The following is a 26,400-nucleotide window of genomic DNA, read 5'->3' as shown; positions in this document are numbered from 1 at the left end:
CCGGAGTTCGCACTGCGTGCGCCCTGGAATGACGTAGCACCAGAAAGTACCATCATGTCCAAAGGCCTGATCGACCTGATTGCGATCCTCGACCTCGAACAGCTCGAGGTGAACCTGTTCCGCGGCAACAGCCCGAAGACGAGCTGGCAGCGCGTGTTCGGCGGCCAGGTCATCGGGCAGGCGATGGTCGCGGCCTGCCGCACCGTCGAGGGCCGGCTGCCGCATTCGCTGCATTGCTATTTCATCCTGCCGGGCGATCCGCAGATTCCGATCATCTATCAGGTCGAACGGCTGCGCGACGGCAAGAGCTATTCGACCCGCCGCGTCACAGCGATCCAGCATGGCAATGCGATCTTCTCGATCATGGTGTCATTCCATGCCGAGGAAGAGAGTGCCTTCGACCATCAGGACAAGATGCCCGACGTGCCGCCACCGGAAAAGCTCACGGCGGAGGAGGTGGCGAAGCAGCCGATGTTCAAGGAGATGCCGGAGTTCATCCGCCGCTACTATGAATCCGATCGGCCGATCGAGCTGCGCCCGGTCGAGCTCGGCCGCTATTTCGGCCAGAAGATCGACGACGGCCGCATCCATGTCTGGATCAAGACCGCGGCCACGCTGCCGGACGACCCGGCGCTGCACATGTGCGCGCTCGCCTACGCCTCGGACTTCTCGTTGCTCGATGCGATCATGGCCCGCTATGGCCGTACGCTGTTCGACAAGCGCATGATGCCGGCGAGCCTCGATCACGCAATGTGGTTTCACCGCCCGTTCCGCGCCGACGAATGGCTGCTCTATGCCCAGGATTCGCCGAGCGCACGCGGCGGCCGCGGCTTGACGCGCGGCTCGATCTTCAAGCCCGACGGCACGCTGGTCGCCTCCGTCGCGCAGGAAGGCTCGGTGCGCGAGCGCAGGAGCTGATCACCTCAAGCGCGCGATTATCCGGTCACACCGAGCCGCGCGGCGCGAGCTCGGTCTGCGACGCGAACCAGTTCATGATCCAGCGATACACCCACGGGATCGGGATAATCAGGCTGCACAGGATCGCCGCCACGATGCCGCGCCAGAGGATGTCGAGGCCGCTGCCCCTGAACACGATCTCGCGCCGCGTGCCCTCGATGCTGCGGCAGAACCAGCGCATCTGGGCCGCGGCCACCCAGGCCCAGCCGATGATGGTGATGATGGAAATCGCGAACAGCAGATTCCAGCCGATATAGGCCCAGACCGAACCGGTGAAGCTCAAGCCCAACGGCTGCCCGTTGGCGGCGAGGTTCGCGACCATCCATTTGATCAGCAGCCAGTAGAGCACGATCTGGACGATGAACAGCAGATTGCTCAGCACTTGGCTGCCGACGAAGCCGAGCGCGATCGCCAGAACGATGAAACCGAAAAACCAGGGCACCAGCGTCGTCGCGTTGCCGGTGAAGCTGAGATTGGGTCGTCCGGGGACCTTGATGCAGGGCACGATCCATTTCGTGTACCAGACGAACAGCCACGGCACCGGGATGATGAAGCACGAGCCGATCGCGAGCACGAGCGTGCGCCAGGTGAAGTCCCAGATGCCGAAATCGATCGACAGCGATCCGCTGCCGGCTGCGCCGTAACCGCCGGCACCCGTCATCGGGGGCCCGCCGCCCGGAACCATCGGCGGCGCGCCGCCGCCAATCAGGCCGGGAATTTCGCCGGCCTTCTGCCAGCCGGCCATGCCCTCAGTCCACACCAGCGTATCCGGGCGCACGACGCCCTGGGCGAGGAGATCGCGAAATTGCCCTTCCGGAAAGGGCCCCTGCTGCTTGCCCTCGGATGCGTAGAACCAACTCGCCATGAAGTCCCCCTCGAACATACTTATGTCCCGGCCGGGACGCCTGGGTTCACCGCATCCATGCCAAAAATGCATTGTGAAGGATGGACGGCTGCCCTGTACAGAGGCGGCCGTTCACATGACCGCCCTCGGCCAAACGTTTTTCCGCTTCAATCTGCAACTTTTTTGTGCCATTTGCCCGGAAAGATGCCAGATTGACGCAGCGCCGGGGACATACGGCGCGGCGCAGCCCGGGGAATAGGCCTGACCATGAAACTCGTCGTCGCGATCATCAAACCCTTCAAGCTCGATGAGGTCCGCCAAGCCCTGACGGCAATCGGCGTCCACGGCATGACCGTGACCGAGGTGAAGGGCTATGGCCGTCAGAAGGGCCACACCGAGATCTATCGCGGCGCCGAATATGTCGTGAACTTCCTGCCGAAGCTGCGCATCGAGATCGCCGTCGCCTCCGACGTCGCCGACAAGGCGGTCGCCGTGATCACCTCGACGGCCCGCACCGGGCAGATCGGCGATGGCAAGATTTTCGTCACGCCGATCGATAACGCGGTGCGCATCCGCACCGGCGAGACCGACAGCGACGCGCTCTGAACCAAACACGACTGCTTCGATCGCACCGGGCAACGATGCCATAGCGTGCGACCCAATTTCTATGCGGGGGGAGACGACATGGCGGGAATGTTGCGCCGCGCAGCTGCGATGGCTGTGCCGATCGGATTTGCGCTGCTCATGGCCGCGCCGGCGCATGCGGCGGAAAATGAGATCAACACGGCCGACACCGCCTGGATGATCGTCGCCACCGCGCTGGTCCTGATGATGACGATCCCGGGACTTGCGCTGTTCTATTCCGGCATGGTGCGCAAGAAGAACGTGCTCGCCACCATGGCGCAGAGCCTGGCAGCGGTGACGCTGATCTCCATTCTCTGGGTCGCGTTCGGCTATTCGCTGTGCTTCGTCGGCGACGGCCCATGGATCGGCACGCTCGACCGCTGGTTTCTCGCCGGCATGACCATGGACAGTGTCAATCCGGCGGCGAAGACCATCCCGGAAGCGCTGTTCATGCTGTACCAGATGACATTTGCCATCATCACGGTGGCGCTGGTCGCTGGCTCGGTCGCCGACCGGATGCGGTTCTCCGCCTATCTGCTGTTCTCGGTGGCCTGGTTCATCTTCGTCTACATTCCGCTGGCGCATTGGGTGTGGGGCGGCGGCTTTCTCAACAGCATGGGCGTGCTCGACTTCGCCGGCGGTCTCGTGGTGCACCTGTCGGCCGGCACCGGCGGCCTCGTTGCGGCGAAGGTGATGGGACGTCGCCACGGCTATGGCACCGAAAATCTCTCGCCGTTCGATCTCTCGCTCGCGGTGATGGGCACCGGCCTGTTGTGGGTCGGCTGGTTCGGCTTCAACGGCGGCTCGGCGGGCGCGGCCAATTCGCGCGCGGTGTTGGCGATCATCGCCACCCATCTCGCCGCCTGCGCCGGCGCGCTGACCTGGGCCGCGATCGAATGGTCGACGCGGCGCAAGCCCTCGGTGCTGGGCATGATCTCCGGCGCGGTGGCCGGGCTCGGCACCATCACGCCGGCCTCCGGATTCGTCGCGCCCTGGCACGGCATCGTCATCGGCATCATCGCCGGTGCGATTTGCTACTGGGCCTGCACCTGGCTGAAGCACCGTTTCGACTATGACGATTCGCTCGACGTGTTCGGCGTCCACGGCATCGGGGGCCTGACCGGCACCCTGCTCGGCGGCGTCTTCGCGACCAGCGCCATCGGCGGCACCGCCGGCCTGCTCGAGGGCCATCCCCAGCAATTGCTGATCCAGTTCTACGGCGTCGCCGTCACCTTCGTCTGGTCGGCGGGCGTGAGCTTCATTCTGCTCAAGCTGGTCGGCCTGTTCGTCCCCTTGCGCGTATCCCGTGAGCACGAGCTCGAGGGGCTCGATATTTCGCAGCACGGCGAAGCCTTGCAATAGAGCGGCGGCACTACGTAATTACCTTCCGGCTGCCCGACACATGAGCAACATTGTGTCGGCAGCCTGTCGTGCTTTCGTTTTGAGCAGGCATGACCATGTTTTGGGCGCGACGGAATGGCGCACCGCACCGCGGTACCCGTCAAACGCGAAAACCCCCGTTTTCATAATCCGTTAGGCAATACGCCTGATCTGGCACGGCATTTGATTCTAGGGGTCCCGGCTGTGCCCGCGTAGTGAAACGTCTCCCTCGTGGCGAACCAGTCGAGAAACGCCCGGCCACGTCCGGACCGGGCCCAAGCGGGGATAGGACCCATGAAAATTGTTATGGCGATTATCAAGCCATTCAAGCTGGAAGAAGTCCGTGACGCCCTGACCGCCATCGGCGTTCACGGTCTCACGGTGACGGAAGTCAAGGGGTATGGCCGCCAGAAGGGCCATACGGAAATCTATCGCGGCGCCGAATATGCCGTGAGCTTCCTGCCCAAGATCAAGATCGAGGTCGCTGTCGCTTCCGACCAGGTGGACAAGACCATCGATGCCATCACGTCCGCTGCGAAAACCGGACAGATCGGCGACGGCAAGATCTTCGTCATCAACCTCGACCATGCGGTTCGCATCCGCACCGGCGAGGCCGATGCCGCGGCCCTCTGATTTCGCGCTCAACCTTATCCAAGCAGGAGTAAACAATATGACGTTCAAGCGTCCCCATGGCGCGGGATTGGCGGCTCTCGCAGTCGGCCTGTTCGCTGCGACCGCAGCCTACGCCGAGCCAACGGTCAACAAGGGAGACAACGCCTGGATGCTGACATCGACAGTGCTGGTGCTGTTGATGACGATCCCCGGCCTCGCGCTGTTCTACGGCGGTCTCGTCCGTTCCAAGAACATGCTCTCCGTCCTGATGCAGGTGTTCTACACCGTCTGCGTCGTCACCGTGATCTGGGCCGTGTACGGCTACAGCCTCGCCTTCACCGGCGGCTCCGACTTCATCGGCGGCTTCTCCAAGGCCTTCATGATGGGCGTCACCACCGACTCGAAGGCCGCGACCTTCTCGGTCGACGCCAACATCTCGGAGCTCATCTACATGTGCTTCCAGATGACCTTCGCGGCGATCACGCCCGCCCTCATCGTCGGCGCCTTCGCCGAGCGCATGAAGTTCTCGGCGATCGCGCTCTTCATCCCGCTCTGGGTCACGCTGATCTACTTCCCGATCGCTCACATGGTCTGGTACTGGCCCGGCCCGGATGCGATCCAGGACGCCGCCAAGGCGCTGGCTGCCGCGGGTGATGCTGCTGCAAAGACCGCTGCTCAGGCCAAGCTCGACGAGATCAACGCCGACGCCGGCTGGATCTTCAAGAAGGGCGCGATCGACTTCGCTGGTGGTACCGTGGTGCACATCAACGCCGGCATCGCAGGTCTCGTCGGCGCTCTCCTGATCGGCAAGCGCGTCGGTTACGGCAAGGAGCTGATGGCTCCGCACTCGCTGACCATGTCGATGATCGGCGCCTCGCTGCTCTGGGTCGGCTGGTTCGGCTTCAACGCCGGCTCCAACCTCGAAGCCAATGGCGGCGCAGCCCTCGCCATGACCAACTCCTTCGTCGCCACCGCAGCCGCTGCGCTGTCGTGGATGTTCGCGGAGTGGATCGTGAAGGGTCACCCGTCGGTGCTCGGCGTCATCTCGGGTGCTGTCGCGGGCCTCGTGGCCGTCACGCCTGCCGCCGGCTTCGCCGGTGTGATGGGTGCGATCGTCCTCGGGCTCGTGGTCGGCGTGGTCTGCCTGTTCTTCTGCACCGTGGTGAAGAACGCGCTCGGTTACGATGACAGCCTCGACGTGTTCGGCGTGCACTGCATCGGCGGCATCGTCGGCGCTCTCGGCACCGGCATCCTGGTGAACCCGGCCCTCGGCGGCGCCGGCATCATCGACTACACCGCGATCCCGCCGAAGGTTGCCGATTACGACTTCGCGGCGCAGATGGTCTCCCAGCTCTGGGGCGTCTGCACCACGCTGGTGTGGTCGGGCGTCGGTTCGGCGATCCTCTACAAGGTCGTCGATGTGATCGTTGGCCTCCGCGCCAATGTCGAGAGCGAGCGTGAAGGCCTCGACATCACCGATCACACCGAGCGCGCCTACAACATGTAACTCTCCTCCCGGACGCGATCTCTTCGGCGATCGCGTCCACAACTACGGTTCGGGCACATACCCGGCAATGCCCAGACCGTTGAGGGGCTCCAGCGCAAGCTGGAGCCCCTTTCTTTTGGTCCGGGCGTTGAAGAAAAGCATTGCCATTCCGCACCGCCGGCGCAGAAATATCGACCACAAGAAACAACAAGCCGGAGGTCGTCATGCGTTTGGAAGGCGGATGCTATTGCGGCGAAGTGCGCTATGTCGCCGAGGGCGACCCGATGATGCAGGCCCAGTGTCATTGCCGCGAGTGCCAGTACATCTCGGGCGGGGCACCCAACACCTTCATCGCGATGCCCGCGGCCGGCTTCAGCTACATCTTGGGCCAACCCAAGCAGTTCACGCGCAAGGACCTCGAGCGCGCCGTCACGCGCGAGTTCTGCGCCGAATGCGGCACGCACCTCGTGACCAAGGTTCCGGGATTGCCGGCGGCAATCCTGAAAGTCGGCACCCTGGACGAGCCCAAGCAGTTCCAGCCGCAAATGGCGATCTACACCTGCGACATGCAGGAATTCCACACGATTCCAGCCGGCATGAAGACGTTCGAGAAGCTGCCGGGGCGTTAGGCGCCTCGTTTCGCGAATCTGGTCACGTTCTTGGACAGCAGAAACCGTGGATGGCCGGGACAAGCCCGGCCATTTTGTTTCCGATCGCCCCGCATCCCGTTGTTATCCGGCCCCATTTTTCCGGCTCTGGACGCAGGCGGCGGCCGATGGTTAATCGCGTCTTAACCTCGCCCTATCTATGGTGAACTGAACCGCTTCCCGCCGGCGCCTTGGTGCGACCGGCCGTTCCAAGAGTACTGGCGCCCAGAATGGTCATGACCGCTTCATCCCGCGCGCCGCAGGCCGGTGGAAGCTCCAACAACGAACGCTCCCCCTTCGTCCGGCTGAACGAGCTGCTGGCGCCGCATCAGCCCGGCAAACCCTTGATTTCGCTCGCGGTCGGTGAACCGCAGCATCCCGTGCCCGATTTCGTCGGCCCGGTGCTGGCCAAGCACATCGCCGATTTCGGCCGGTACCCGATGAATCAGGGCACCGAGCCGTTCCGCCAGGCGGCGAGCACCTGGCTGTCGTCGCGCTTCAGACTGCCGCGCCCGCTCGACCCCCGAAGCGAGATTCTCGTCCTCAATGGCAGCCGCGAGGGACTTTTCCTCGCCGCGATCGCGGCGGCGCGCTACGTTGGCCCGCGCCCCGGCAAGCCCGCCATCCTGATGCCGAACCCGTTCTATCCGGTCTATGGCGCCGGCGCCCTGGCAGCCGCCTGCGAGCCGGTCTATCTGCCGACCACCGTCGAGAACGGCTTCCTCCCCGATCTCGACGCGATCGACGAAGCGACGCTGGCGCGCACCGTGGCGTTCTACCTGGCCTCGCCTGCCAATCCGCAGGGCTCGGTCGCCTCGCCCGACTACTTCACACGCCTGAAGGGTCTCGCCGATCGCTACGGCTTCATGATCCTCAGCGACGAGTGCTATTCCGAGATCTACACCCGCGAAGCACCGGGCAGCGCGCTCGAATGCGCGGGTGCGGATTTCACCCGCGTGGCCGCGTTCCAATCGCTCTCGAAGCGCTCGAACCTGCCGGGCCTGCGCGTCGGCTTCGCCGCCGGCGACAAGACATTCATCGGCATATTCCTGGAGCTGCGCAACATCGCCGCCCCGCAGGTGCCGGTGCCGCTCCAGCACGTCGCGACCTTCGCCTATGGCGACGAGGCGCATGTCGAGGAGAACCGCAGGCTCTACCGGATCAAGTTCGATCTCGCCGACCAGATCATCGGTAATCGCTACGGCTACCGCCGGCCTGATGCCGGCTTCTGCGTCTGGCTCAACACGTCGGCGATCGGCGACGACGTCTCCGTGGCGCTCAAGCTCTTCAGGGAGGCCGGCGTGCGCGTGGTGCCCGGCAGCTTCTTGGCGCGGCAGCAGCCTGATGGATTCAATCCCGGCGCCGGCTACATCCGTCTCGCGCTGGTGCAGGATAGCGAGACCACGGCGCAGGCGCTGCATCGCCTGGTCGAGACTCTGGGTTAGGCGGGGCCCATGAGCATGTCGGCAATCGAACGTGTCATTCCACTGGTCGGTCATCTGCCGCCATCGATTCGCGAGGGTCTGGCGCGGCGCATGCGCGAGCTCAGTGGCCTCGGCCTGATCGCGCTGGCGGGCGTCGCCTCGGCCGCACTGATGACTTGGTCGGTGCAGGATCCCAGCCTCAGCCATGCCACCTCGCGGCCGATCCGCAACATCCTCGGCTATGCCGGCGCGATCGGCGCCGATCTCGCGATGCAGATCCTCGGGCTCGGCGCCATCATGCTGGTCCTGACCGTTGCGGTCTGGGGCTGGCGCATGATGACGCATCGGCCGTTCGACCGCGAAGCGCTGCGGCTCGGCTCCTGGATTCTCTGCACGGTGATCGCGGCGGGCTTCGTCAGCTGCTGGCCGCATGGCGGCGCCTGGCCGCTGCCGACCGGCCTCGGCGGCGTGGTCGGCGACGCCCTGGTGCGTGCGCCGGCGGTGATTTTCGGGCCGCCCGGCATGATCTATCGCATCGTGCTGGGCACGATCCTGTTCGCCGCGATGGCGGCGACTTTCCTGATCGCCTGCGGTCTCGGCGCCCGCGAGCAGGACGCGGAGCTCGCGGAGATCGAGGATGACGACAAGCCGCTCGACGAAGACGAGGAGGGCGATCGCGGCTCGGTGTCGCTGGGCTGGTTATTCCATGCGTTGATGAGCACGAAGGCACGGCTGATCTGGCTGTGTGGTGCCGCCTACCGCTCACTGGTCTCGAGCGCACCGAAGACCAAGGCCGCGCAGTTCAGCCGCCAGGAGCCGAATCTCGGCGGCGGCCGCCTCGCGCCCTCGATCTCGCCGCAGGCCGAGGACGAGGACTACGAGGATCATCACGAGGAGGAAGAGGAAGAAGAGGAGGAGGAGGAGCCCGCCGCACGCGCCCCGCGCAAGAAGGCTGCGCCGAAGACGCCTGCCAAGAAATCCTCCGACAAGTTCGATCTTCCCTCCGTCTCCATGCTGGCCGCGCCGAAGGCCGGCGACCGCCAGCCGCTCAGCAAGGCCGAGCTGGAGAACAATTCGCGCTCGCTCGAAGGCGTGCTGCAGGATTTCGGCGTGCGCGGCGAGATCGTCAAAGCCAATCCGGGCCCCGTGGTCACGCTGTACGAGCTCGAACCGGCGCCCGGCATCAAATCGTCGCGCGTGATCGGGCTTGCCGACGACATCGCCCGCTCGATGAGCGCGCTGTCGGCGCGCGTCGCGGTCGTGCCGGGCCGCAATGCGATCGGCATCGAGCTGCCGAACGCGCATCGTGAAAAGGTTTATCTGCGCGAGCTGCTGGTCGCGAAAGAGGCGACCGACACGGTGGCAAAGCTGCCGCTGTGTCTCGGCAAGACCATCGGCGGCGACCCTGTCATCATCGACCTCGCGCGCACGCCGCACATGCTGATTGCCGGTACCACCGGCTCCGGCAAGTCGGTCGCCATCAACACCATGATCCTCAGCCTGGTCTACCGGCTGCGCCCGGACCAGTGCCGCCTGATCATGGTCGATCCGAAGATGCTCGAACTATCCGTCTATGACGGCATTCCCCATCTGCTCACGCCCGTCGTGACCGATCCGAAGAAGGCGGTGGTCGCGCTGAAATGGGCCGTGCGCGAGATGGAAGAGCGCTACAAGAACATGGCCAAGCTCGGTGTGCGCAACATCGACGGCTACAACACGCGCCTGCTCGAATTGAAGGCCAAGGGCGAGGAGCCGACGCGCACGGTGCATACCGGCTTCGACAAGGAGACCGGCAAGGCGATCTACGAGGAAGAGAAGCTCTCGCTCGACCCGCTGCCCTACATCGTCATCATCGTCGACGAAATGGCCGACCTGATGATGGTTGCCGGCAAGGACATCGAAGGCGCGGTGCAGCGCCTCGCGCAGATGGCGCGCGCCGCCGGCCTGCACGTCATCCTCGCCACGCAGCGTCCATCGGTCGACGTCATCACCGGCACCATCAAGGCGAACTTCCCGACCCGCATCGCCTTCCAGGTCACCTCCAAGATCGACAGCCGGACCATCCTGGGCGAGATGGGCGCCGAGCAGCTGCTCGGCCAGGGCGACATGCTCTACATGGCCGGCGGCGGCCGCATCAGCCGCGTGCACGGACCTTTCGCCTCCGACGAGGAAGTCGAGAAAGTGGTGCGCCACCTCAAGACGCAGGGCCAACCGGAATATCTCGAGGCGGTCACCGCCGAAGAGCCCACCGAGGACGAGGACGGCGCCGTGTTCGACGCCACCGGCATGGGCGGCGATGGCGGCGGCGATCTCTTCCAGCAGGCCGTTGCGATCGTCAAACGCGACCGCAAGGCCTCGACCAGCTACATCCAGCGCCGCCTGCAAATCGGCTACAACCGCGCCGCATCGCTGATGGAGCGCATGGAACTGGAAGGCATCGTCGGTCCCGCCAACCACGCCGGCAAGCGCGAGATTCTGGTCGAGGAAGAAGACAGCCATATGTGAGGCAAGCCGCCTCGAGACATCATTTCACGCAAAATCGATATCTGCTTTTGCCCGAAATCACGCTAAAAGGCGCTCAAGCCATACAGGACGACGCGTTGATCAGACATCCGGACATTCGATTCGCTGCCTCGGTCGCTGCGCGAAGCGCGCGCATGGCCGGCGTGCTGCTCGTCACCGCCGCGATGGTGACTGCATCGTCCCTGGCGCAGACCGTGCCCGTGCCGAAGCCCGCGCCGAAGGGCCGTGACGGTGCTCAAGCCGGAGGCAGTGGACCTGCCGTCACCGGCGCGACCCAGACGCCGCCGAACCCGGTGATCCCGGATCCGCGCCGGAACGTGCCGAGCAGCATCTTCCAGACCTTCGATGCCAACCAGAAGGCCCAGGCGGCCAAGGTCAGCGCCTATCTCTCGTCGCTTCAGACGCTGGTCGGGAATTTCGTCCAGGTCGGCCCCGACGGCAGCAAGACGCAAGGCGATTTCTACATCCAGAAGCCGGGCAAGGTACGCTTCGAATATGACGCGCCGAGCCCGATCGACATCATCGCCGATGGATCGTCCCTGGTCGTGCGCGACCGCAAGCTCGCCACCCAGGACGTGTACCCGTTATCGCAGACGCCGCTGCGCTTCCTCTTGTCCGATCGCATCGACCTGATGAAGGATACCAATGTCGTTGGCGTCTCGGCCGACGACGTCTTCGTCAGCGTCACCATCGAGGAGAAGCAGGCGCTGGTCGGCACCAGCCGCCTGCTCCTGATGTTCGGCGCCAAGGACGGCCAGTTGAAGCAGTGGACCGTCACCGACCCGCAGGGCTACGACACCACGATCGCGGTCTACAATCTGGATTCGAGCAAGAAGCTCGATCCCAGCATGTTCAAGATCGATTTCACCAATTACGGCCCCGCGCCGGGTTGAAACCCGACGGCTGCTTCGATGATCGTCATGCCCGGGCTTGCCCCGGGCATCCACATTTCTGGACCCACAAAAAAACGTGGATGGCCCGGTCAAGCCCGGCCATGACGGATGGAGTTTGTTAGATCGTTCCCATGCGTCTTTCCCTGACAACCTGGAACATCAATTCGGTGCGCCTGCGCATCGATCTGGTCGCGAAATTCCTCAAGAGCGCGCGGCCGGACGTGCTGTGTCTGCAGGAGACCAAGTGCATCGACGATGCCTTTCCGCTGAAGCGCTTCAAGCGGCTCGGCTATGAGCACGTCGCGCTGAACGGGCAGAAGGGCTATCACGGCGTCGCCATCGTCTCGAAGCTTCCGTTCGAGGCGACCGATATCCGCACCTTCTGCGACAAGGTGGATTCGCGCCATATCTCGGTGTCGTTTGGCGACAAGGCCGGCATCGCAAAGCCGCTGGTGCTGCATAATTTCTACGTGCCGGCCGGCGGCGACATCCCCGATCCCCTCGTGAACGAGAAGTTCGATCACAAGCTCCGCTTCCTCGACGAGATGAAGGCGTGCGAGCCGCTACATCCGCGCGGGGAGGATCGCCACATCCTGGTCGGCGATCTCAATGTCGCTCCGCACGAGAACGACGTGTGGTCGCACAAGCAGCTTCTGAAGGTGGTCTCGCACACGCCTGTCGAAACCGAGAAGCTCAAGGCCGCGCTCGAAGCCGGCGAATGGGTCGACGTCGCGCGCGACCGCATTCCGATGTCCGAGAAGGTCTACACGTGGTGGAGCTACCGTTCCGCCGACTGGACCGTCGGCGATCGCGGCCGCAGGCTCGACCACATCTGGGTGTCGCGCGCGTTGAAGGACGCGGTCAGCGATTTCAAGATTCTGCGCGACGCGCGCAGCTGGGAGCGGCCGTCGGACCATGTGCCGGTCACGGTGACGCTGGAGGTGTAGGCCACCGGAATGACGGGTGGAGAGCTACGACGTCAGCTTCGCGCCCGCCATCAGGATATCGCTGGCAATCTGGCTGGAGCGCACGGCGAATTCGTCGCGCAGGCGGAGCGCGGCGGCAGGATCGCTTTCGAGCACGCGCTGGAACAGGCTGCGCGCGACGCGGATGACAGAGGAATGCTCCAATGCGATCGCGCTCGACGGCCGCTTCATCGGCACCACCAGCGCGAGCTCGCCGATCAACGCGCCGGGACCGGCGATCATTTCGGCGCCGGCGCCGTCCTCGACCCGGAAAGCGCCGCGTTGGACCACGAAGCCCGCATCGGCATCGTCGCCGAGATTGAACAGGGTGTCGCCGCGGACGAAGTCACGCTGCTCGGAGCCGATCGCCAGCATGCGCAACGAGGCGTCGCCCAACAGGCGCAATGTCGGGACTCGCTCGAGAAGCGCTACGTCGTCGTCGATTGACATTCAGATCCGAGGCTCAAGGGCATGCGATCTAAAACGATTCGCACGCCCCTCGAGCGTATCACGGCACCAGCTTGTAGCCACCGGCTTCGGTGACCAGGATTTCCGGGTTGGCGGCGTCCTTCTCGATCTTCTGGCGCAGACGGTAGATGTGGGTTTCCAGCGTGTGGGTGGTGACGCCGGAATTATAACCCCAGACCTCCTGGAGCAGAGTCTCGCGCGAGACCGGCATCTGGCCGGCCCGGTAGAGGAAGCGGAGGATGGCGGTTTCCTTCTCCGTAAGCCGCACCTTGCGCGCATTGGCCGCGGTCAGCATCTTGGAGCCGGGTCGGAAGGAGTAGGGGCCGACCGAGAACACCGCGTCCTCGCTGGCCTCGTGCTGGCGAAGCTGGGCGCGGATGCGGGCCAGCAGGACGGCGAAGCGGAAGGGCTTTGCCACATAGTCGTTGGCACCGGATTCCAGCCCCAAAATCGTATCGGAATCGGTGTCGTGCCCGGTCAGCATGATGATCGGAGCCTTGAAGCCGCCCTTGCGCAAGGAACGCACCACCTCGCGGCCGTCAGTGTCGGGCAGGCCCACATCCATCAGAACGAGATCAGGGGCGTTGGCCTTGGCGGCGCTCGCACCTTTGGCGCCGGTATCCACGGCGGAGGCTTCGAATTCTTCGTGTAGCGATAATTGCTCCACCAACGTATCGCGCAGATCGGTATCGTCATCCACGATCAGGATCTTGCGGGCATTGGCCATAGGGGGTCATCCTTTTGGGGTCCGACTCGGCGCGCATCCATGCTGCACCCAGCCGCGAGGGGAAGTTTAGGGGTCGCCGTTATTGTTGTTATTCGTGTTGAAGTAGTGGGCTGTCACCGATTCACAAGCCAGAAGCACTCTAACTCAGAATAGCAGGGCGTTTTGATGAATGTCCTGTAATGAATCCGACATTGCGCGTTCACATGAAAAACAAAGCGACTTCAATTGGTTATGCCATGAATCGAAGTACCGGGCCGCTCTCCACGGTCCGCGTTAAGGCCGCCGCCGGCAATCCGCGCCGAGGCTGGCTGACGGCGGGATCGCTGACCATACCGGTTGCGCTGGGGCGGGGCGGCATCCTCGCCAACAAGCGCGAGGGCGACGGCGGGACCCCCCGGGGCAGCTTCCGCCCCCGGCGATTGTGGTGGCGGGGCGACCGGCACAGCCGTCCGCAGAGCTTCCTGCCAGCCCGGATCATCACCGGCGAGGACGCCTGGTGCGAAGACCCTCGGGACCGCCATTACAACCAGAGCATCCGGCTTGGCGAAGGGCAGGGCGGTGACCGGCTCAAGCGTGCCGACCACCTCTATGATTTCATCATCGAGATCGACCACAACACGAAGCCGCGGATCGCCGGCCGTGGCAGCGCGGTATTTTTGCACCTGGCCCGCGACAATTTCGGTCCAACCGCGGGCTGCGTCTCCATGACGAAATCTGCCATGCTGCAATTGCTGCGGCGCCTTGGCCCGCGAACAAGAATCATCATCGGGTGAGGATCGATGCTCGACACGGATCAGATCGCGGCCGCATCGCGCGTGCTCGTCCGACATTGGCGCGACGGCGCCAAGCTTGACGCGCTGGAGCTGCGGTTGCGGCCGCAGAGCCGCGCTGAGGGCTATGCCATCCAGGCTGCGCTCGAGACCCAATCGCTTGGACAATTGTTCGGCTGGAAGATCGCGGCCACCAGCGTCTCCGGACAGAAGCACATCAACGTCACGGGACCGCTGGCCGGCCGCATCCTGAGCGACACCGTGATCGAAGACGGCGGCACCGCCTCGATGAAGGGCAACGCGATGCGCGTCGGCGAGCCGGAGTTCGCCTTCCGCATGGGGCGCGACCTGCCGCCGCGCGCGGCGCCGTACACGGTCGAGGAAGTTCTGGGCGCCGTCGACAGCTTCCATCCCGCCATCGAGATTCCCGATTCACGCTTTGTCGATTTCGTGAGCGCGGGCGAGGCGCAGCTGATCGCCGACAATGCCTGCGCGCATCTGTTCGTGCTGGGACCTGCGACGACTGCGAATTGGCGCGCGATGGATCTCGTCGAGGAGCGGCCGCAGATCACGCTGCGCGGCGAGCGCTACACCGGCCATGGCAAGAACGTGCTCGGCGATCCCCGCGCCGCGCTCGCCTGGCTTGCCAACGAGCTCTCCGGGCTCGGCATCACCTTGCGGGGAGGGCAGGTGGTGACCACAGGCACGTGCCATCCGCCGCTGCCGATTGCGGTCGGCGATCATCTTGCGGTGGATTTCGGTGTGCTGGGGAAGGTGTCGGTGAGGTTTGTGTAGGCTCGGCTTACTCCGCCATCACTCCGAGCCCATCTCTCTCCACGCGTCATTGCGAGCGCAGTGAAGCAATCCAGAGTCCCTCCACGGAAAGATTCTGGATTGCTTCGCTGCGCTCGCAATGACGAAATCGAAAGTGAGTTGCCGGGCAGGAATCTCGCTAACGACTCCCTACCTGTGCCCGAAGATCGCGCTGCCAACCCGCACATGGGTGGCGCCGAGCATGATGGCGGTGGCGAAATCCGCGCTCATGCCCATCGACAGATTGCTCAATCCATTGCGCGCAGCGATCTTGGCGGTGAGCGCAAAGTGCGCCGCCGGCGGTTCGTCGACCGGCGGAATGCACATCAATCCGGAGATCGTCAGCCCATAGGTGTTGCGGCAGGCGGCGAGAAAAGCGTCGGCTTCGCCGGGCGCAACGCCGGCCTTCTGCGGCTCCTCGCCGGTGTTGATCTGGACGAAGAGCTGCGGGTGCTTGTTCTGGGATTCGATTTCCTTGGCTAACGCTTGGCAAACGCTCGGACGATCGACCGAATGGATGGCATCGAACAGCGCCACCGCCTCTTTCGCCTTGTTCGATTGCAGCGGTCCGATCAGATGCAGTGCGATGCCGGGGTAAACCGCCGTTAACGCTGGCCACTTGCCTTTGGCCTCCTGCACCCGATTCTCGCCGAATACGCGCTGTCCCGCCGCGATGATCGGGATAATTGCATCCGCGGCGAAAGTCTTGGACACCGCGATCAGCGTCACGGAGGCGCGATCGCGTCGCGCATCCTTGCAGGCGCGGGCGATTTCGGCTTCGACCGCGGCGAGCGCGTTTGGTGAATGGCCGGTTACCGGCGCGGCGTTGGCTTCTGTCATAACGTCGTCTGGTTGTGCTCGGAACCGGAGGTAGGTCCAATTTTACCGAGTTCAAGAAACAGTTTTTGAACCCTTCGCTTTACCTTGGCCCATGGGGTGGGTAACGAAGATGGCAAGCATTAGTCTCAACCGCAAACGAGCGAAACTCAAGCAGGTTCTCGGAATCCGGGCGCGGCTTGCGTTGCTCGCGGTGATTCTGGTGGCGCCCTTGATGCTCGAGCGCATTCGCTCGCTCGAAGACACCCGCGCCCGGCAGATCGCGCAGGCTGTGGTTGAGTTCACCACCGTCGCAAGGCACAGCGCCGATGCGCAGCGCGAGGTGATATCGTCGGTCGAAACCATCCTGAAATCGGAAGCCTTCATCCGCGCCTCCGCCGGCGGCATCAGCAAGAGCTGCGACGTGCTGCGCGCAAGCCTGCCGTCGAACCTGCCCTGGATCCGCACGCTCCTGATCGCCGGCCAGGACGGTCGCATCCAATGCGCCACCAACAACATGTATGTCGGCCTCGACCTCGGCGACCGGCCCTATTTTCAGCAGGCCCAGGAGACCGGCCGCTTCGTGCTGAGCGATTTCATCCTGTCGCGGCCGGTGCCGACCCCGACCGTGATGGCGGTCTATCCGGTGTCCGCCTTCAGCGGCGTATCCGATGCCGTGGTACTCGCCACGGTCAATCTCGACTGGATGTCGAAGGTGATGAGCAATCTCGGCGGCCGCGCCGGCATCACCGCCGTGCTGGTCGACAGCGCCGGTACCGTGCTTGCCGCTCCGGCCGATCAGTACAGCGCGGTCGGCCGTCCTCTCGATAACATGCCGCTGATGTCGGCCATCGCCGACCGGGCGCTGCGGTCCGACCAGGACGAAGGCTCACTGTCCTTCCTCGCCGCCGACGGCTCCCGCCGCGCGGTCAGCTACATCCGCATCGCCGGCACCAATGCCCGCCTGATTGCCAGCATCGACGAGGACAAGGTGTCCGCGGCGGTCAGCCGCGACATCCGCACCGCCTATCTCCAGCTCGCCTTCGTCGTCGTGTTCGTCCTGCTCGGCGCGCTGATCGCCGCAGAAAAGCTCGTCATCAAGCCGATCGAGATGCTTGCAGACATGGCCAAGCGTCTCGGCGAGGGCGATCTGTCGGCCCGCGCCGCGCGCAGCCGCCTGCCGGCCGAGTTCGTGCCACTGGCCCGCGCCTTCAACGCGATGGCCGCGCAACTGAGCCAGCGCGAGCGCGAGCTGATCGCCAGCAACGATCGGCTGACGGTGATGGCCTCGATCGACATGCTCTCGGGGCTCGCCAACCGCCGCGGCTTCCAGAGCCGGCTCGACTTCGAGTGGATGCGCGCGCAGCAATATGGCAGCGACCTCGCGCTTCTGATGATCGACGTCGACCATTTCAAGCTGTTTAACGACACCTATGGCCATCTCGAAGGCGATTCCTGCCTAACCCGCCTCGGCGAGTCGCTCTCCGGCATCGCCGCCGACACGATGGGCTTTGCGGCGCGCTATGGCGGCGAGGAATTCTGCCTGCTGCTGCCGAACACCGATGTGAACCGCGCCGTCGAGATCGGCGAGCAGGTGCGCGCTGCCGTGCTGAAGCTGTGCCTGCCGCACATCACCTCGAGCCACATGATCGTCACGGTCTCGATCGGCGTTGCTGCGACCAAGCCCAACGAAGCCTTGCGACCCGGCGACCTCATCGAAGCTGCCGACGCCGCGCTCTATGCCGCCAAGCACCGCGGCCGCAACAATGTCGTCGAGCACGGCGTGCAGGCGATCGAGACCGGCGCGGTTGACATCATGATGGCGGCCAGCGCGTAGTCAGCTGGCGCTTCACCTCGCCCCGCTTGCGGCATCAGAGCTGCGTGCTTTCGGGGCACCATAACTTCCACATCCTCGTGGTCGGGCCGGCCCGCGCCTAGCCCGCGGTCCCGTCGCGATCGAGCTCGGCTTCCGTCACCACGCGATTACGGCCGCCGCTCTTGGCGAGATAGAGCGCGCGGTCGCAGCGCTCGACGAGATCGGTGATCGCTTCGCCGACCCGGTACTGCGCCACACCGATCGACACGCTGATGCTGGGAAGGATCTCGCCGGTCGAGCGGCGGGTGATCGTGCATTCGGCGAGCGCGCGTCTGATGCGCTCGGCGATCTCGGCACAAGTGGCGAGATCGGCGTCCGGCAGCACCGCAATCAGCTCCTCGCCGCCATAGCGGGCCGGCAGATCCTGCTCGCGGACCTTTTCGCGCAACACCTTCGCCATCAGGCGCAGCACCTGGTCGCCGACGCCGTGGCCGTAATTGTCGTTGAAGGTCTTGAAATGGTCGATGTCGAGCATCAGCACGCTGAGCGGCTCGCCCCATGCCGCTGTCGCCTGCGCCTTGCGAAGGAATTCGTCGAGCGCCCGCCGGTTTGCAAGGCCCGTCAGCGTGTCGGTCCGGGCGCGCTGCTCGGACCGCGAGAGCGAATCGCGGATCACGTCGAGCTCACGGGTCTTTTCAGCAAAGCCCGCTTCCAGCTGCGTCGCCCTCGTGGCGGCGCGGGCCAGCTCGTTCATGAGCTGGGCGACCAGCACCTTCGGATCGACGCCGGCCTGGCCCTGATCCGCCACCTGGCTGATGACCTGCATCTGCGAATGGTTGTCAGCGATCGCAGTCGCCAGAAATTCCTTGGCCGCACCCATCAGGGCCTGCAGCCGCTCGGAGGTGTCGACCATGACGGCGCTCACCTGGGGTGCGACGTAGGTCTCGAACAGATCCTGATTGGTTCGGGCGTCGAACGGGCGATTGTGGTCGATCAGGAGATCGATCGCGTTGCGCAGATCGTCATGGCTGCCCGCGAAATATTGGTACCACACCGCAAAATTGGCCGGGGTCGGCGCAATCCGCTGTTCGGACATGCTGCGCATCGCCCGTCCAGCGATGGAGGCGGCATAGTCGTAATCGGGATCGTCGAAGCTGGAATGCATTTGCGGTGAGGCGGCCTTATCGGGCCGCAAATTGGCACTGACCCCTTAATCACACCCCAACATGGGCCCTCGTAGTTATGCGGAGGCGAGAGCAAAGTTCCAAATCGCGGCAACCCATTGACCCCCCGAGGTCTTCTATGGCCTAGTCCGCCGTCTTGAGACGGCCGAACCCATGAAAACCCAACGATTCCATGACCTCCGAACGCTATAACGCCCGCGACGCCGAACCGCGCTGGCAACGCCTCTGGGACGAGCAGCAGATCTTCGTCTCCAAGAACGACGATTCGCGGCCGAAATACTATGTGCTGGAGATGTTCCCCTACCCGTCCGGGCGCATTCATATCGGCCATGTCCGGAATTATACGCTCGGCGACGTGCTGGCCCGCTTCATGCGCGCCAAGGGGTTCAACGTGCTGCACCCGATGGGCTGGGATGCTTTCGGTCTGCCGGCCGAGAATGCCGCCATCGAGCGCAAGGTCGCGCCGAAAGCCTGGACCTACGACAACATCGCCGCGATGAAGAAGCAGCTCCGCTCGATTGGGCTGTCGCTGGACTGGTCCCGGGAGATCGCGACCTGCGATCCCTCTTATTACAAGCACCAGCAGAAGATGTTTCTGGACTTCCTGCGCGCAGGCCTCGCCGAGCGCGAGAAGCGCAAGGTGAATTGGGACCCGGTCGACATGACCGTGCTCGCCAACGAGCAGGTGATCGACGGCCGTGGCTGGCGTTCGGGCGCTGTCGTCGAACAGCGCGAGATGAATCAGTGGGTCTTCAAGATCACGAAATATTCGCAGGAGCTCTTGGCAGCGCTGGATACGCTGGACCGCTGGCCGGACAAGGTGCGGCTGATGCAGCGCAACTGGATCGGCCGCTCGGAGGGCCTGTTGATCCGCTTCGCGCTGGATGCGGCGACGACGCCTGCAGGCGAGAGCGAGCTGAAGATCTTCACAACCCGCCCGGACACGCTGTTCGGCGCGAAGTTCATGGCGATCTCGGCCGATCATCCGCTGGCACAAGCGGCCGCGGCGAAGAACCCCGCGCTTGCCGAGTTCATTGCCGAGATCAAGAAGATCGGCACCGCGCAGGAGATCATCGACACCGCGGAGAAGCAGGGTTTCGACACCGGCATCCGCGCCGTGCATCCGTTCGATCCGTCCTGGAAGCTGCCGGTCTATGTCGCCAATTTCGTGCTGATGGAATACGGCACCGGCGCGATCTTCGGCTGCCCGGCGCACGACCAGCGCGACCTCGACTTCGTCAACAAGTACAATCTCGGCAACACGCCGGTGGTGTGCCCGGAAGGACAGGACCCGAAGACGTTCGTGATCACCGACACCGCCTATGACGGTGACGGCCGCATGATCAATTCGCGCTTCCTCGACGGCATGACCATCGAGCAGGCCAAGGACGAGGTGGCGAAGCGCCTCGAGACCGAGCTGCGCGGCAACGCACCGGTCGGCGAGCGGCAGGTCAATTTCCGCTTGCGCGACTGGGGCATTTCCCGCCAGCGCTATTGGGGCTGCCCGATTCCCGTCATCCACTGCCCGAAATGCGACGTGGTGCCGGTGCCGGATGCCGACCTGCCGGTGAAGCTGCCTGATGATGCGACCTTCGACAGGCCGGGCAACGCGCTCGACCATCACCCGACCTGGAAGCACGTCACCTGCCCCCAATGCGGCGGCAAGGCCCAGCGCGAAACCGACACCATGGACACCTTCGTGGATTCGTCCTGGTATTTTGCGCGCTTCACCGATCCCTGGAACGAGAACGCGCCGACCACGCCAGCCGTGGCCAACCGGATGCTGCCGGTCGACCAATATATAGGCGGCGTCGAGCACGCGATCCTGCATCTGCTCTATAGCCGCTTCTTCACTCGCGCGATGAAAGCGACGGGGCACATCGCGCTGGACGAGCCGTTCGCCGGCATGTTCACGCAAGGCATGGTGGTGCACGAGACCTACCAGAAGGCCGACGGCACCTACGTGCAGCCGGCCGAGGTCAAGGTCGAAATTGGTGGCAATGGACGCCGCGCGACATTGCTTGCGACTGGCGAGGACATCCAGATCGGCCCGATCGAGAAGATGTCCAAGTCGAAGAAGAACACGGTCGACCCCGACGACATCATCGAGACCTACGGCGCCGACGTCGCCCGTTGGTTCATGCTGTCGGACTCCCCGCCCGACCGCGACGTGATCTGGAGCGACGAGCGCGTCCAGGGCGCCTCGCGCTTCGTGCAGCGGCTGTGGCGGCTGGTGAACGATTCCGTCGAGCTCGGCAAAAGTGCGCCGGCGGCTCGGCCTGCCAGCTTCGGCTCCGACGCCACCGCCTTGCGCAAGGCCGCCCATGGCGCGCTGGACAAGGTCACCACCGGGATCGAGCGGCTGCACTTCAACGTCTGCCTCGCCCATATTCGCGAATTCAGCAACACCTTCTCGGAGATACTGCAGCGTCCCGGACAGCCGTCCGCCGACCTTGCCTGGGCGATCCGCGAAGCCGGCCGGATCCTGGTCCAGCTGTTCTCCCCGATGATGCCGCACCTCGCCGAGGAGTGCTGGCAGGTGCTGGGCCAAAGCGGGCTGGTTTCCGAGGCCGATTGGCCCCAAATCGAACGCGATTTGCTGGTTGAAGACAGCGTGACCCTCGTGGTCCAGGTCAACGGCAAGAAGCGGGGTGAGGTCACGGTTGCAACAGCGGCCCAGAATCCGGAAATCGAGGCTGCCGTTTTGGCCCTCGATGCGGTAAAGCTGGCCCTGGACGGCAAGCCCGTCCGCAAGGTGATCATCGTCCCCAAGAGGATCGTAAATGTTGTCGGCTAGGATCCGCATCGCAGCCCGCTTGCTGGCGGTCGCCGGATTGGCGGCGTTGACGGCCGGCTGCTTCCAGCCGATGTATGCCGAGCGGGGCGACGGCCTCCCCGGCCTGCGTGAGAAGCTGATGGGGGTAGAGCTGCCCCCGATCAGCAAGCCCAATGCCTCCCGCGAAGCCCGCGTCGGCGTCGAAATCCGCAACGCCCTGGCCTTCAAGCTTTACGGCTCGGCGACGGGCATGCCGCCGACCCACCGGCTGGACATCCGCTTCACCACCACCCGATCCTCACTGATCGTCAGCGCCACGACGGGACTGCCGACCAACGAAAATTTCGGCATCGACGCCCAGTACAACCTGATCGACGTCGCGAGCGGCAAGTCGGTCATGACCGGCTCGACCTTCTCGCGCGTGTCCTACGACATGCCGGGCTCCTACCAGCGCTTCTCGCGCAACCGCGCCGTGCGCGATGCGGAGGATCGTGCCGCCACCGAGATCGCCGAGAACATCACGACCCGGCTCGCCTCGTTCTTCACCGCGGGGACATAGGTCACTCCTATCATTCCGGGCGCCCGCGGGGGCGAACCCGGAATTGATCCCAAACCTCTGGATTCCGGGTTCGCGCTGCGCGTGCCCCGGAATGACAATCTGGCCATGGTCGCGCTGCGCGGAAAAGAGATCGACGCCTTCCTCGCCCGCCCCGATGCGGGCCGCCCGATCATCCTGCTCTATGGTCCGGACGCCGGCCTCGTGCGCGAGCGCGCCGATGCGCTGATCGCATCTGCCGTCGATGATCCCAACGATCCGTTCTCGCTGGTCAAGCTCGACGGCGACGAGCTCTCCGGCCAGCCCTCGCGCCTGGTCGACGAGGCCATGACGGTGCCGCTGTTCGGCGGCCGCCGCGCCATTCGTGTTCGCGCCGGCTCGCGCAGCTTTGCCAGCGGAATCGACACGCTGGCCGAGATGAATGTCAGGGATTGCCGCATCGTGATCGAGGCCGGCGAGCTGCGCCCGGAATCGCCGCTGCGCAAGGCCTGCGAGCGCGCCAAGACAGCGGTGGCAATCGGCTGCTATCCCGACACCGAGCGCGACCTCGCCAAGCTGATGGACGATGAATTGCGTATCGCCAATCTGCGCATCGCGCAGGACGCGCGCGCGGCGCTGATGTCGTTCCTCGGCGGTGACCGCCAGGCCTCGCGCAACGAGCTGCGCAAGCTGACGCTCTACGCTCACGGCAAAGGCGAGGTGACGCTGGACGACGTGATGGCGGTGGTTGCGGACGCGTCCGAGCTGAAGCTCGACCCGATCGTCGATGGCGCCTTTGCCGGTCGGCCCGACATCGTCGAGACTGAATTCGCCAAGGCCATGATCGCCGGCACCTACCCCGGCGTGATCATCTCGGCCGCGCAGCGCCAGGCGGCGTGGCTGCACAAATCCGCGCTGGCGATCGCCGACGGCACGCCCGCCTCCGCCGTGCTCGATGGCGGCTTTCCGCGCCTGCATTTTTCCCGCAAGCCGGCAGTGGAAACGGCGCTGCGCAATTTCAGCGTGACGCGGCTCGCCGCCGTGATCGAACAGCTCGCAACCGCCGCGCTCGAGACCCGCAAGCAATCAACCCTGGCCGCCGCCATCGCCCAGCGCACGCTGATGGCGATCGCCGCGAATGCGAAGCGACGGGGTTAATTGAGGCCTTCACGCCCTCCCCGTCATTGCGAGCGGAGCGAAGCAATCCAGAGTCCCTCCGCGGAGAGATTCTGGATTGCTTCGTCGCTGACGCTCCTCGCAATGACGTGGGGAGAGCGACACATTTCACAATGACGACGTCAGTTCCTCATCCTGAGGAGCGCGCTCTTGCGCGCGTCTCGAAGGATGCAGGCCGGCCCGTGGCCCTCGCCCTTCGAGACGCCGCTTCGCGGCTCCTCAGGGTGAGGGAGATAGACTGAACATGCCGCGCGATCCGGTTTTCGCCGGGCGGCGCGGAACGAGGGCGAAACCTATAGCACGCCCTTGGCCAGCCGCTTCATCACCTCATCGAGCTGATCGAGGTTGCGGTAGTTGATCTGCACGGAGCCGCCGGGGTCGCGGTGATTGACGGTGACCTTGAGGCCGAGCGCATCGCTGACGCGCTTTTCGAGATCGATCGTGTCGGGGTCCTTTTCCTTGCCCCCGGTCGCGCGCGCCTTTTGCGGCTTGCGCTCCGGTACGCCCTCCTCATGCGCGAGCGCCTCGGCCTGGCGGACGTTGAGGCCTTCCGCGACGATGCGCTTGGCGGCCGCGAGCGGATCCGGCACGCCGATCAGCGCGCGGGCATGACCGGCGGTCAGCTCGCCGGTCGCGATGAAGGCCTGCACCTCGGCCGGCAGTTTCGTCAGCCGCATCATGTTGGCGACGTGGCTGCGACTCTTGCCGACAACCCTTGCGATGTCGTCCTGGCTGCGTTTGAACTCGTTGGCGAGCGCGTGATAGCCCTGCGCCTCTTCCATCGGATTGAGGTCTTCGCGCTGCACGTTCTCGACGATCGCGAACTCCAGCGCGTCGCTGTCGCTGATGTCGACCGGGACGATCGGCACCTCGTGCAGGCCGGCCATTTGCGAGGCACGCCAGCGCCGTTCGCCGGCGATGATCTCGTAGCGGTCCTGCGCGCCCTTCACCGGACGCACCACGATCGGCTGGATCACGCCGTGCTGCTTGATGGACTCGCTGAGCTCCTTCAGCTCGGCGTCCGAAAAGGTGCGGCGCGGATTGCGCGGATTGGCCTTGATGAATTCGATCGGCACCTTGCGCTGCGCGCGCGGACGATCGACATGCTGGGCCTCGCCGCCGACGTCACCGATCAGACTTGCAAGACCCCGGCCCAGTCGCGAACGCGCTTCGTCGGCCATCGCCAGCTCCCTTGGATTCAACTCGAACGCTCCTGCTACTCTGTTCCCGTCATTCCGGGACGCGCGAAGCGCGAACCCGGAATCTCGACGTTGTTCAATTTCAAATCTCGGGATCCCGGATCAATTCGCCTGTCGCGAATTGTCCGGAATGACAACATGCGTATTCAATGCGTCGTGCGCAGCTCGCGCTCGCGCTGGATCACTTCGGTGGCGAGCCGCAAATACGCTTCGCTGCCGACGCATTTGAGATCGTAGACCAGCACCGGCTTGCCGTAGGACGGCGCCTCCGAGATGCGCACGTTGCGCGGGATCATGGTCTTGTAGACCTTCTCGCCCATGAACTGCCGAACGTCGGCGACGACCTGGTTCGAGAGGTTGTTACGCGAGTCGAACATGGTCAGCACGATGCCGTGGATCGACAGGTTCGGATTGAGCGTCGAGCGCACCTGCTCCACCGTCTGCAGCAATTGCGACAGACCTTCGAGCGCGAAGAACTCGCACTGCAACGGCACCAGGATCGCATCGGAGGCGGCCATCGCGTTCACCGTGAGCAGGTTGAGCGAGGGCGGGCAGTCGATCAGCACATAGGTGTAGTCGGCATCCGGCGAGACGTTGTTGTTGAGCGCGCCGATGGCGTCGCGCAGCTTGAAGGCGCGGCCGGGCGTGGTGCCGAGCTCGAGCTCGAGGCCGGAGAGGTCCATGGTCGACGGCGCGATGTGCAGCCGCGGCACCGCGGTCGACACCACCGCCTCACGCAAGGCGGCTTCGCCCACCAGCACGTCGTAGGTCGAGCAGGAGCGGTTGCGGCGGTCGATGCCCAGGCCGGTCGAGGCATTGCCTTGAGGATCGAGATCGACGATCAGGACGCGCTCGCCAATCGCCGCGAGCGCCGTGCCGAGATTGATCGCCGTGGTTGTTTTTCCCACACCGCCCTTCTGATTCGCCAGCGCGAGGATGCGCGGATGGCCATGCGGCACCTCAGCCTTCTCCTGGTCGGTCTGGTCTTGCTGCGGCCCGTCGATCACGGTCATCGAAATTTTCCCCACTCAACCCCTGCGCGCCTCAGCTGCGCCGCTCGGCGGCATCGAGCTCCACGATCCAGCCGTCACCCGTGCGGCTCTGGTGGAGCTGAGGCGCAATATTCCAATATTTAGCGGCTTCGGTCAATTCAGCCTCTACATCTTGACCCTTGAGAAACAACACTTTTGCGCCTTGACGCATCAGCGGCTCCGCAAAGCCGATGAGTTGATGTAGCGGAGCCAGCGCACGCGCGGTGACGCAATCGACCGGGCCGGTGATTCTATCCACATTATCCCCGATCTCAGCGAGATGTACGACCCCCGGAGATGTGGTGACGCGGATCGCTTCGCGCAAAAAGGCTGCCTTCTTGGCGATTCGTTCGACGAGGTGGACGCTCGCGCCCGGTATCCCGGCCATGGCGCAGGCGAGGACGACGCCGGGAAAGCCGCCGCCGCTGCCAAGATCGGCCCAGCGCTTCGCGGTCGGCGCGAGATCGACCAGCTGGAGCGAGTCGGCGATATGGCGGGTCCAGAGCTGCGGCAGGGCCGAGGGCGCGACCAGGTTGGTCTTGGCCTGCCACTCCCTGAGCAGCTCGATGTAGCGGTCGAGCCGCGCTTCCGTTTCATGTGAAACGGGTGCCAGCTTGAGCGCCGCGATTTTGTCGGCTGCGATGGCAGCATCTAACGCCTGATCATTGGCCTTGGCCTTGTCGACGTTCGGCTTGGTCGGCGTCAGATCGGATCGGCGACCGGCGCCCTCGCCC

The 26,400-nt window shown here is 64.5% G+C and carries 24 protein-coding genes; 16 read left to right on the top strand and 8 right to left on the bottom strand.

The window, feature by feature from the left end:
* Window positions 1-54: 54 nt before the first annotated feature.
* Entirely contained in the window at window positions 55-918 is an 864-nt protein-coding gene (gene tesB, locus P6U31_RS01100) for an acyl-CoA thioesterase II (RefSeq protein WP_128928815.1), read from the top strand.
* A 25-nt stretch (window positions 919-943) separates the two neighbouring features.
* Here tesB and P6U31_RS01095 read toward each other — a convergent pair whose 3' ends face one another.
* Window positions 944-1,822 carry a DUF4339 domain-containing protein gene (locus P6U31_RS01095; protein WP_407186459.1) on the bottom strand — a complete coding sequence of 293 codons (879 nt, stop codon included), beginning with the start codon at window positions 1,820-1,822 and terminating at the stop codon, window positions 944-946.
* Window positions 1,823-2,068: 246 nt separating this feature from the next.
* Here P6U31_RS01095 and P6U31_RS01090 point away from each other — a divergent pair, with 246 nt between their 5' ends.
* The 9 genes from P6U31_RS01090 (at window position 2,069) to xth (ending at window position 12,337) form a co-directional block, all read left to right on the top strand.
* Window positions 2,069-2,407 (top strand): P-II family nitrogen regulator, encoded by a 339-nt coding sequence (locus P6U31_RS01090; RefSeq protein ID WP_128928813.1) that lies wholly within the window; start codon window positions 2,069-2,071, stop codon window positions 2,405-2,407.
* Between the two features lie 78 nt (window positions 2,408-2,485).
* The gene (locus P6U31_RS01085) at window positions 2,486-3,787 is read left to right on the top strand and encodes an ammonium transporter (protein ID WP_407186458.1); all 1,302 of its coding nucleotides are present in this window, start codon (window positions 2,486-2,488) and stop codon (window positions 3,785-3,787) included.
* Window positions 3,788-4,099: 312 nt separating this feature from the next.
* A complete protein-coding gene (locus P6U31_RS01080; protein WP_008142813.1) occupies window positions 4,100-4,438 on the top strand; it encodes a P-II family nitrogen regulator in 339 nt (112 codons plus the stop codon).
* Window positions 4,439-4,475: 37 nt separating this feature from the next.
* Entirely contained in the window at window positions 4,476-5,924 is a 1,449-nt protein-coding gene (locus P6U31_RS01075; RefSeq protein ID WP_407186457.1) for an ammonium transporter, read from the top strand.
* A 203-nt stretch (window positions 5,925-6,127) separates the two neighbouring features.
* Window positions 6,128-6,532 (top strand): GFA family protein, encoded by a 405-nt coding sequence (locus tag P6U31_RS01070; protein ID WP_407186456.1) that lies wholly within the window; start codon window positions 6,128-6,130, stop codon window positions 6,530-6,532.
* 248 nt (window positions 6,533-6,780) lie between these two features.
* Complete coding sequence (locus P6U31_RS01065; protein ID WP_407186455.1) at window positions 6,781-7,995, top strand: aminotransferase class I/II-fold pyridoxal phosphate-dependent enzyme; 1,215 nt, start codon at window positions 6,781-6,783, stop codon at window positions 7,993-7,995.
* Between the two features lie 9 nt (window positions 7,996-8,004).
* Window positions 8,005-10,479, top strand: a complete 2,475-nt coding sequence (locus tag P6U31_RS01060; protein ID WP_407186454.1) for a DNA translocase FtsK — start codon at window positions 8,005-8,007, stop codon at window positions 10,477-10,479.
* 152 nt (window positions 10,480-10,631) lie between these two features.
* Window positions 10,632-11,390: an outer membrane lipoprotein carrier protein LolA gene (locus P6U31_RS01055; protein ID WP_407186453.1), complete on the top strand. Its 759-nt coding sequence runs from the start codon at window positions 10,632-10,634 to the stop codon at window positions 11,388-11,390.
* Between the two features lie 131 nt (window positions 11,391-11,521).
* Window positions 11,522-12,337: an exodeoxyribonuclease III gene (gene xth / locus P6U31_RS01050; RefSeq protein WP_407186452.1), complete on the top strand. Its 816-nt coding sequence runs from the start codon at window positions 11,522-11,524 to the stop codon at window positions 12,335-12,337.
* Between the two features lie 24 nt (window positions 12,338-12,361).
* On the opposite strand, the gene P6U31_RS01045 is transcribed toward xth, so the two are convergent.
* A complete protein-coding gene (locus P6U31_RS01045) occupies window positions 12,362-12,805 on the bottom strand; it encodes a cyclic nucleotide-binding domain-containing protein (RefSeq protein WP_128928805.1) in 444 nt (147 codons plus the stop codon).
* A 58-nt stretch (window positions 12,806-12,863) separates the two neighbouring features.
* Complete coding sequence (locus P6U31_RS01040) at window positions 12,864-13,550, bottom strand: response regulator transcription factor (protein WP_007598630.1); 687 nt, start codon at window positions 13,548-13,550, stop codon at window positions 12,864-12,866.
* 203 nt (window positions 13,551-13,753) lie between these two features.
* On the opposite strand from P6U31_RS01040, the gene P6U31_RS01035 reads away from it, so the two are divergent.
* Both P6U31_RS01035 and P6U31_RS01030 read left to right on the top strand, forming a co-directional pair.
* Window positions 13,754-14,323, top strand: coding sequence for a L,D-transpeptidase (locus tag P6U31_RS01035; RefSeq protein WP_407190057.1), 570 nt, complete (start codon window positions 13,754-13,756; stop codon window positions 14,321-14,323).
* Window positions 14,324-14,329: 6 nt separating this feature from the next.
* Entirely contained in the window at window positions 14,330-15,115 is a 786-nt protein-coding gene (locus tag P6U31_RS01030) for a 2-keto-4-pentenoate hydratase (RefSeq protein WP_407186451.1), read from the top strand.
* A 168-nt stretch (window positions 15,116-15,283) separates the two neighbouring features.
* Here P6U31_RS01030 and P6U31_RS01025 read toward each other — a convergent pair whose 3' ends face one another.
* Entirely contained in the window at window positions 15,284-15,973 is a 690-nt protein-coding gene (locus P6U31_RS01025; protein ID WP_407186450.1) for a YggS family pyridoxal phosphate-dependent enzyme, read from the bottom strand.
* Window positions 15,974-16,082: 109 nt separating this feature from the next.
* Between P6U31_RS01025 and P6U31_RS01020 the strand changes: the two genes are divergently transcribed.
* Window positions 16,083-17,786 (top strand): diguanylate cyclase domain-containing protein, encoded by a 1,704-nt coding sequence (locus P6U31_RS01020; protein ID WP_407186449.1) that lies wholly within the window; start codon window positions 16,083-16,085, stop codon window positions 17,784-17,786.
* 97 nt (window positions 17,787-17,883) lie between these two features.
* Here P6U31_RS01020 and P6U31_RS01015 read toward each other — a convergent pair whose 3' ends face one another.
* Entirely contained in the window at window positions 17,884-18,930 is a 1,047-nt protein-coding gene (locus P6U31_RS01015; protein ID WP_407186448.1) for a GGDEF domain-containing protein, read from the bottom strand.
* Between the two features lie 191 nt (window positions 18,931-19,121).
* Here P6U31_RS01015 and leuS point away from each other — a divergent pair, with 191 nt between their 5' ends.
* The 3 genes from leuS (at window position 19,122) to holA (ending at window position 23,418) form a co-directional block, all read left to right on the top strand.
* Window positions 19,122-21,746 (top strand): leucine--tRNA ligase, encoded by a 2,625-nt coding sequence (leuS, locus tag P6U31_RS01010; RefSeq protein ID WP_407186447.1) that lies wholly within the window; start codon window positions 19,122-19,124, stop codon window positions 21,744-21,746.
* The gene (lptE, locus tag P6U31_RS01005) at window positions 21,733-22,284 is read left to right on the top strand and encodes an LPS assembly lipoprotein LptE (RefSeq protein WP_407186446.1); all 552 of its coding nucleotides are present in this window, start codon (window positions 21,733-21,735) and stop codon (window positions 22,282-22,284) included. Before leuS ends, lptE begins: the two co-directional genes overlap by 14 nt.
* 105 nt (window positions 22,285-22,389) lie before the next feature.
* The gene (holA, locus tag P6U31_RS01000) at window positions 22,390-23,418 is read left to right on the top strand and encodes a DNA polymerase III subunit delta (RefSeq protein WP_407190056.1); all 1,029 of its coding nucleotides are present in this window, start codon (window positions 22,390-22,392) and stop codon (window positions 23,416-23,418) included.
* A 311-nt stretch (window positions 23,419-23,729) separates the two neighbouring features.
* On the opposite strand, the gene P6U31_RS00995 is transcribed toward holA, so the two are convergent.
* From P6U31_RS00995 to rsmG, 3 genes are all read right to left on the bottom strand, one after another.
* Window positions 23,730-24,617, bottom strand: a complete 888-nt coding sequence (locus tag P6U31_RS00995) for a ParB/RepB/Spo0J family partition protein (protein ID WP_407186445.1) — start codon at window positions 24,615-24,617, stop codon at window positions 23,730-23,732.
* 164 nt (window positions 24,618-24,781) lie between these two features.
* On the bottom strand, window positions 24,782-25,648 hold the full coding sequence (locus P6U31_RS00990) for a ParA family protein (RefSeq protein WP_407186444.1): 867 nt from the start codon (window positions 25,646-25,648) through the stop codon (window positions 24,782-24,784).
* Between the two features lie 31 nt (window positions 25,649-25,679).
* A complete protein-coding gene (gene rsmG, locus P6U31_RS00985) occupies window positions 25,680-26,309 on the bottom strand; it encodes a 16S rRNA (guanine(527)-N(7))-methyltransferase RsmG (RefSeq protein ID WP_407190055.1) in 630 nt (209 codons plus the stop codon).
* Between the last annotated feature and the right edge of the window lie 91 nt (window positions 26,310-26,400).

Source organism: Bradyrhizobium centrosematis, from assembly GCF_045571495.1.
Lineage (GTDB): Bacteria > Pseudomonadota > Alphaproteobacteria > Rhizobiales > Xanthobacteraceae > Bradyrhizobium > Bradyrhizobium centrosematis.
The sequence above is the reverse complement of the archived record's forward strand: the minus strand, read 5'-3'. Positions and strand labels throughout refer to the sequence as shown.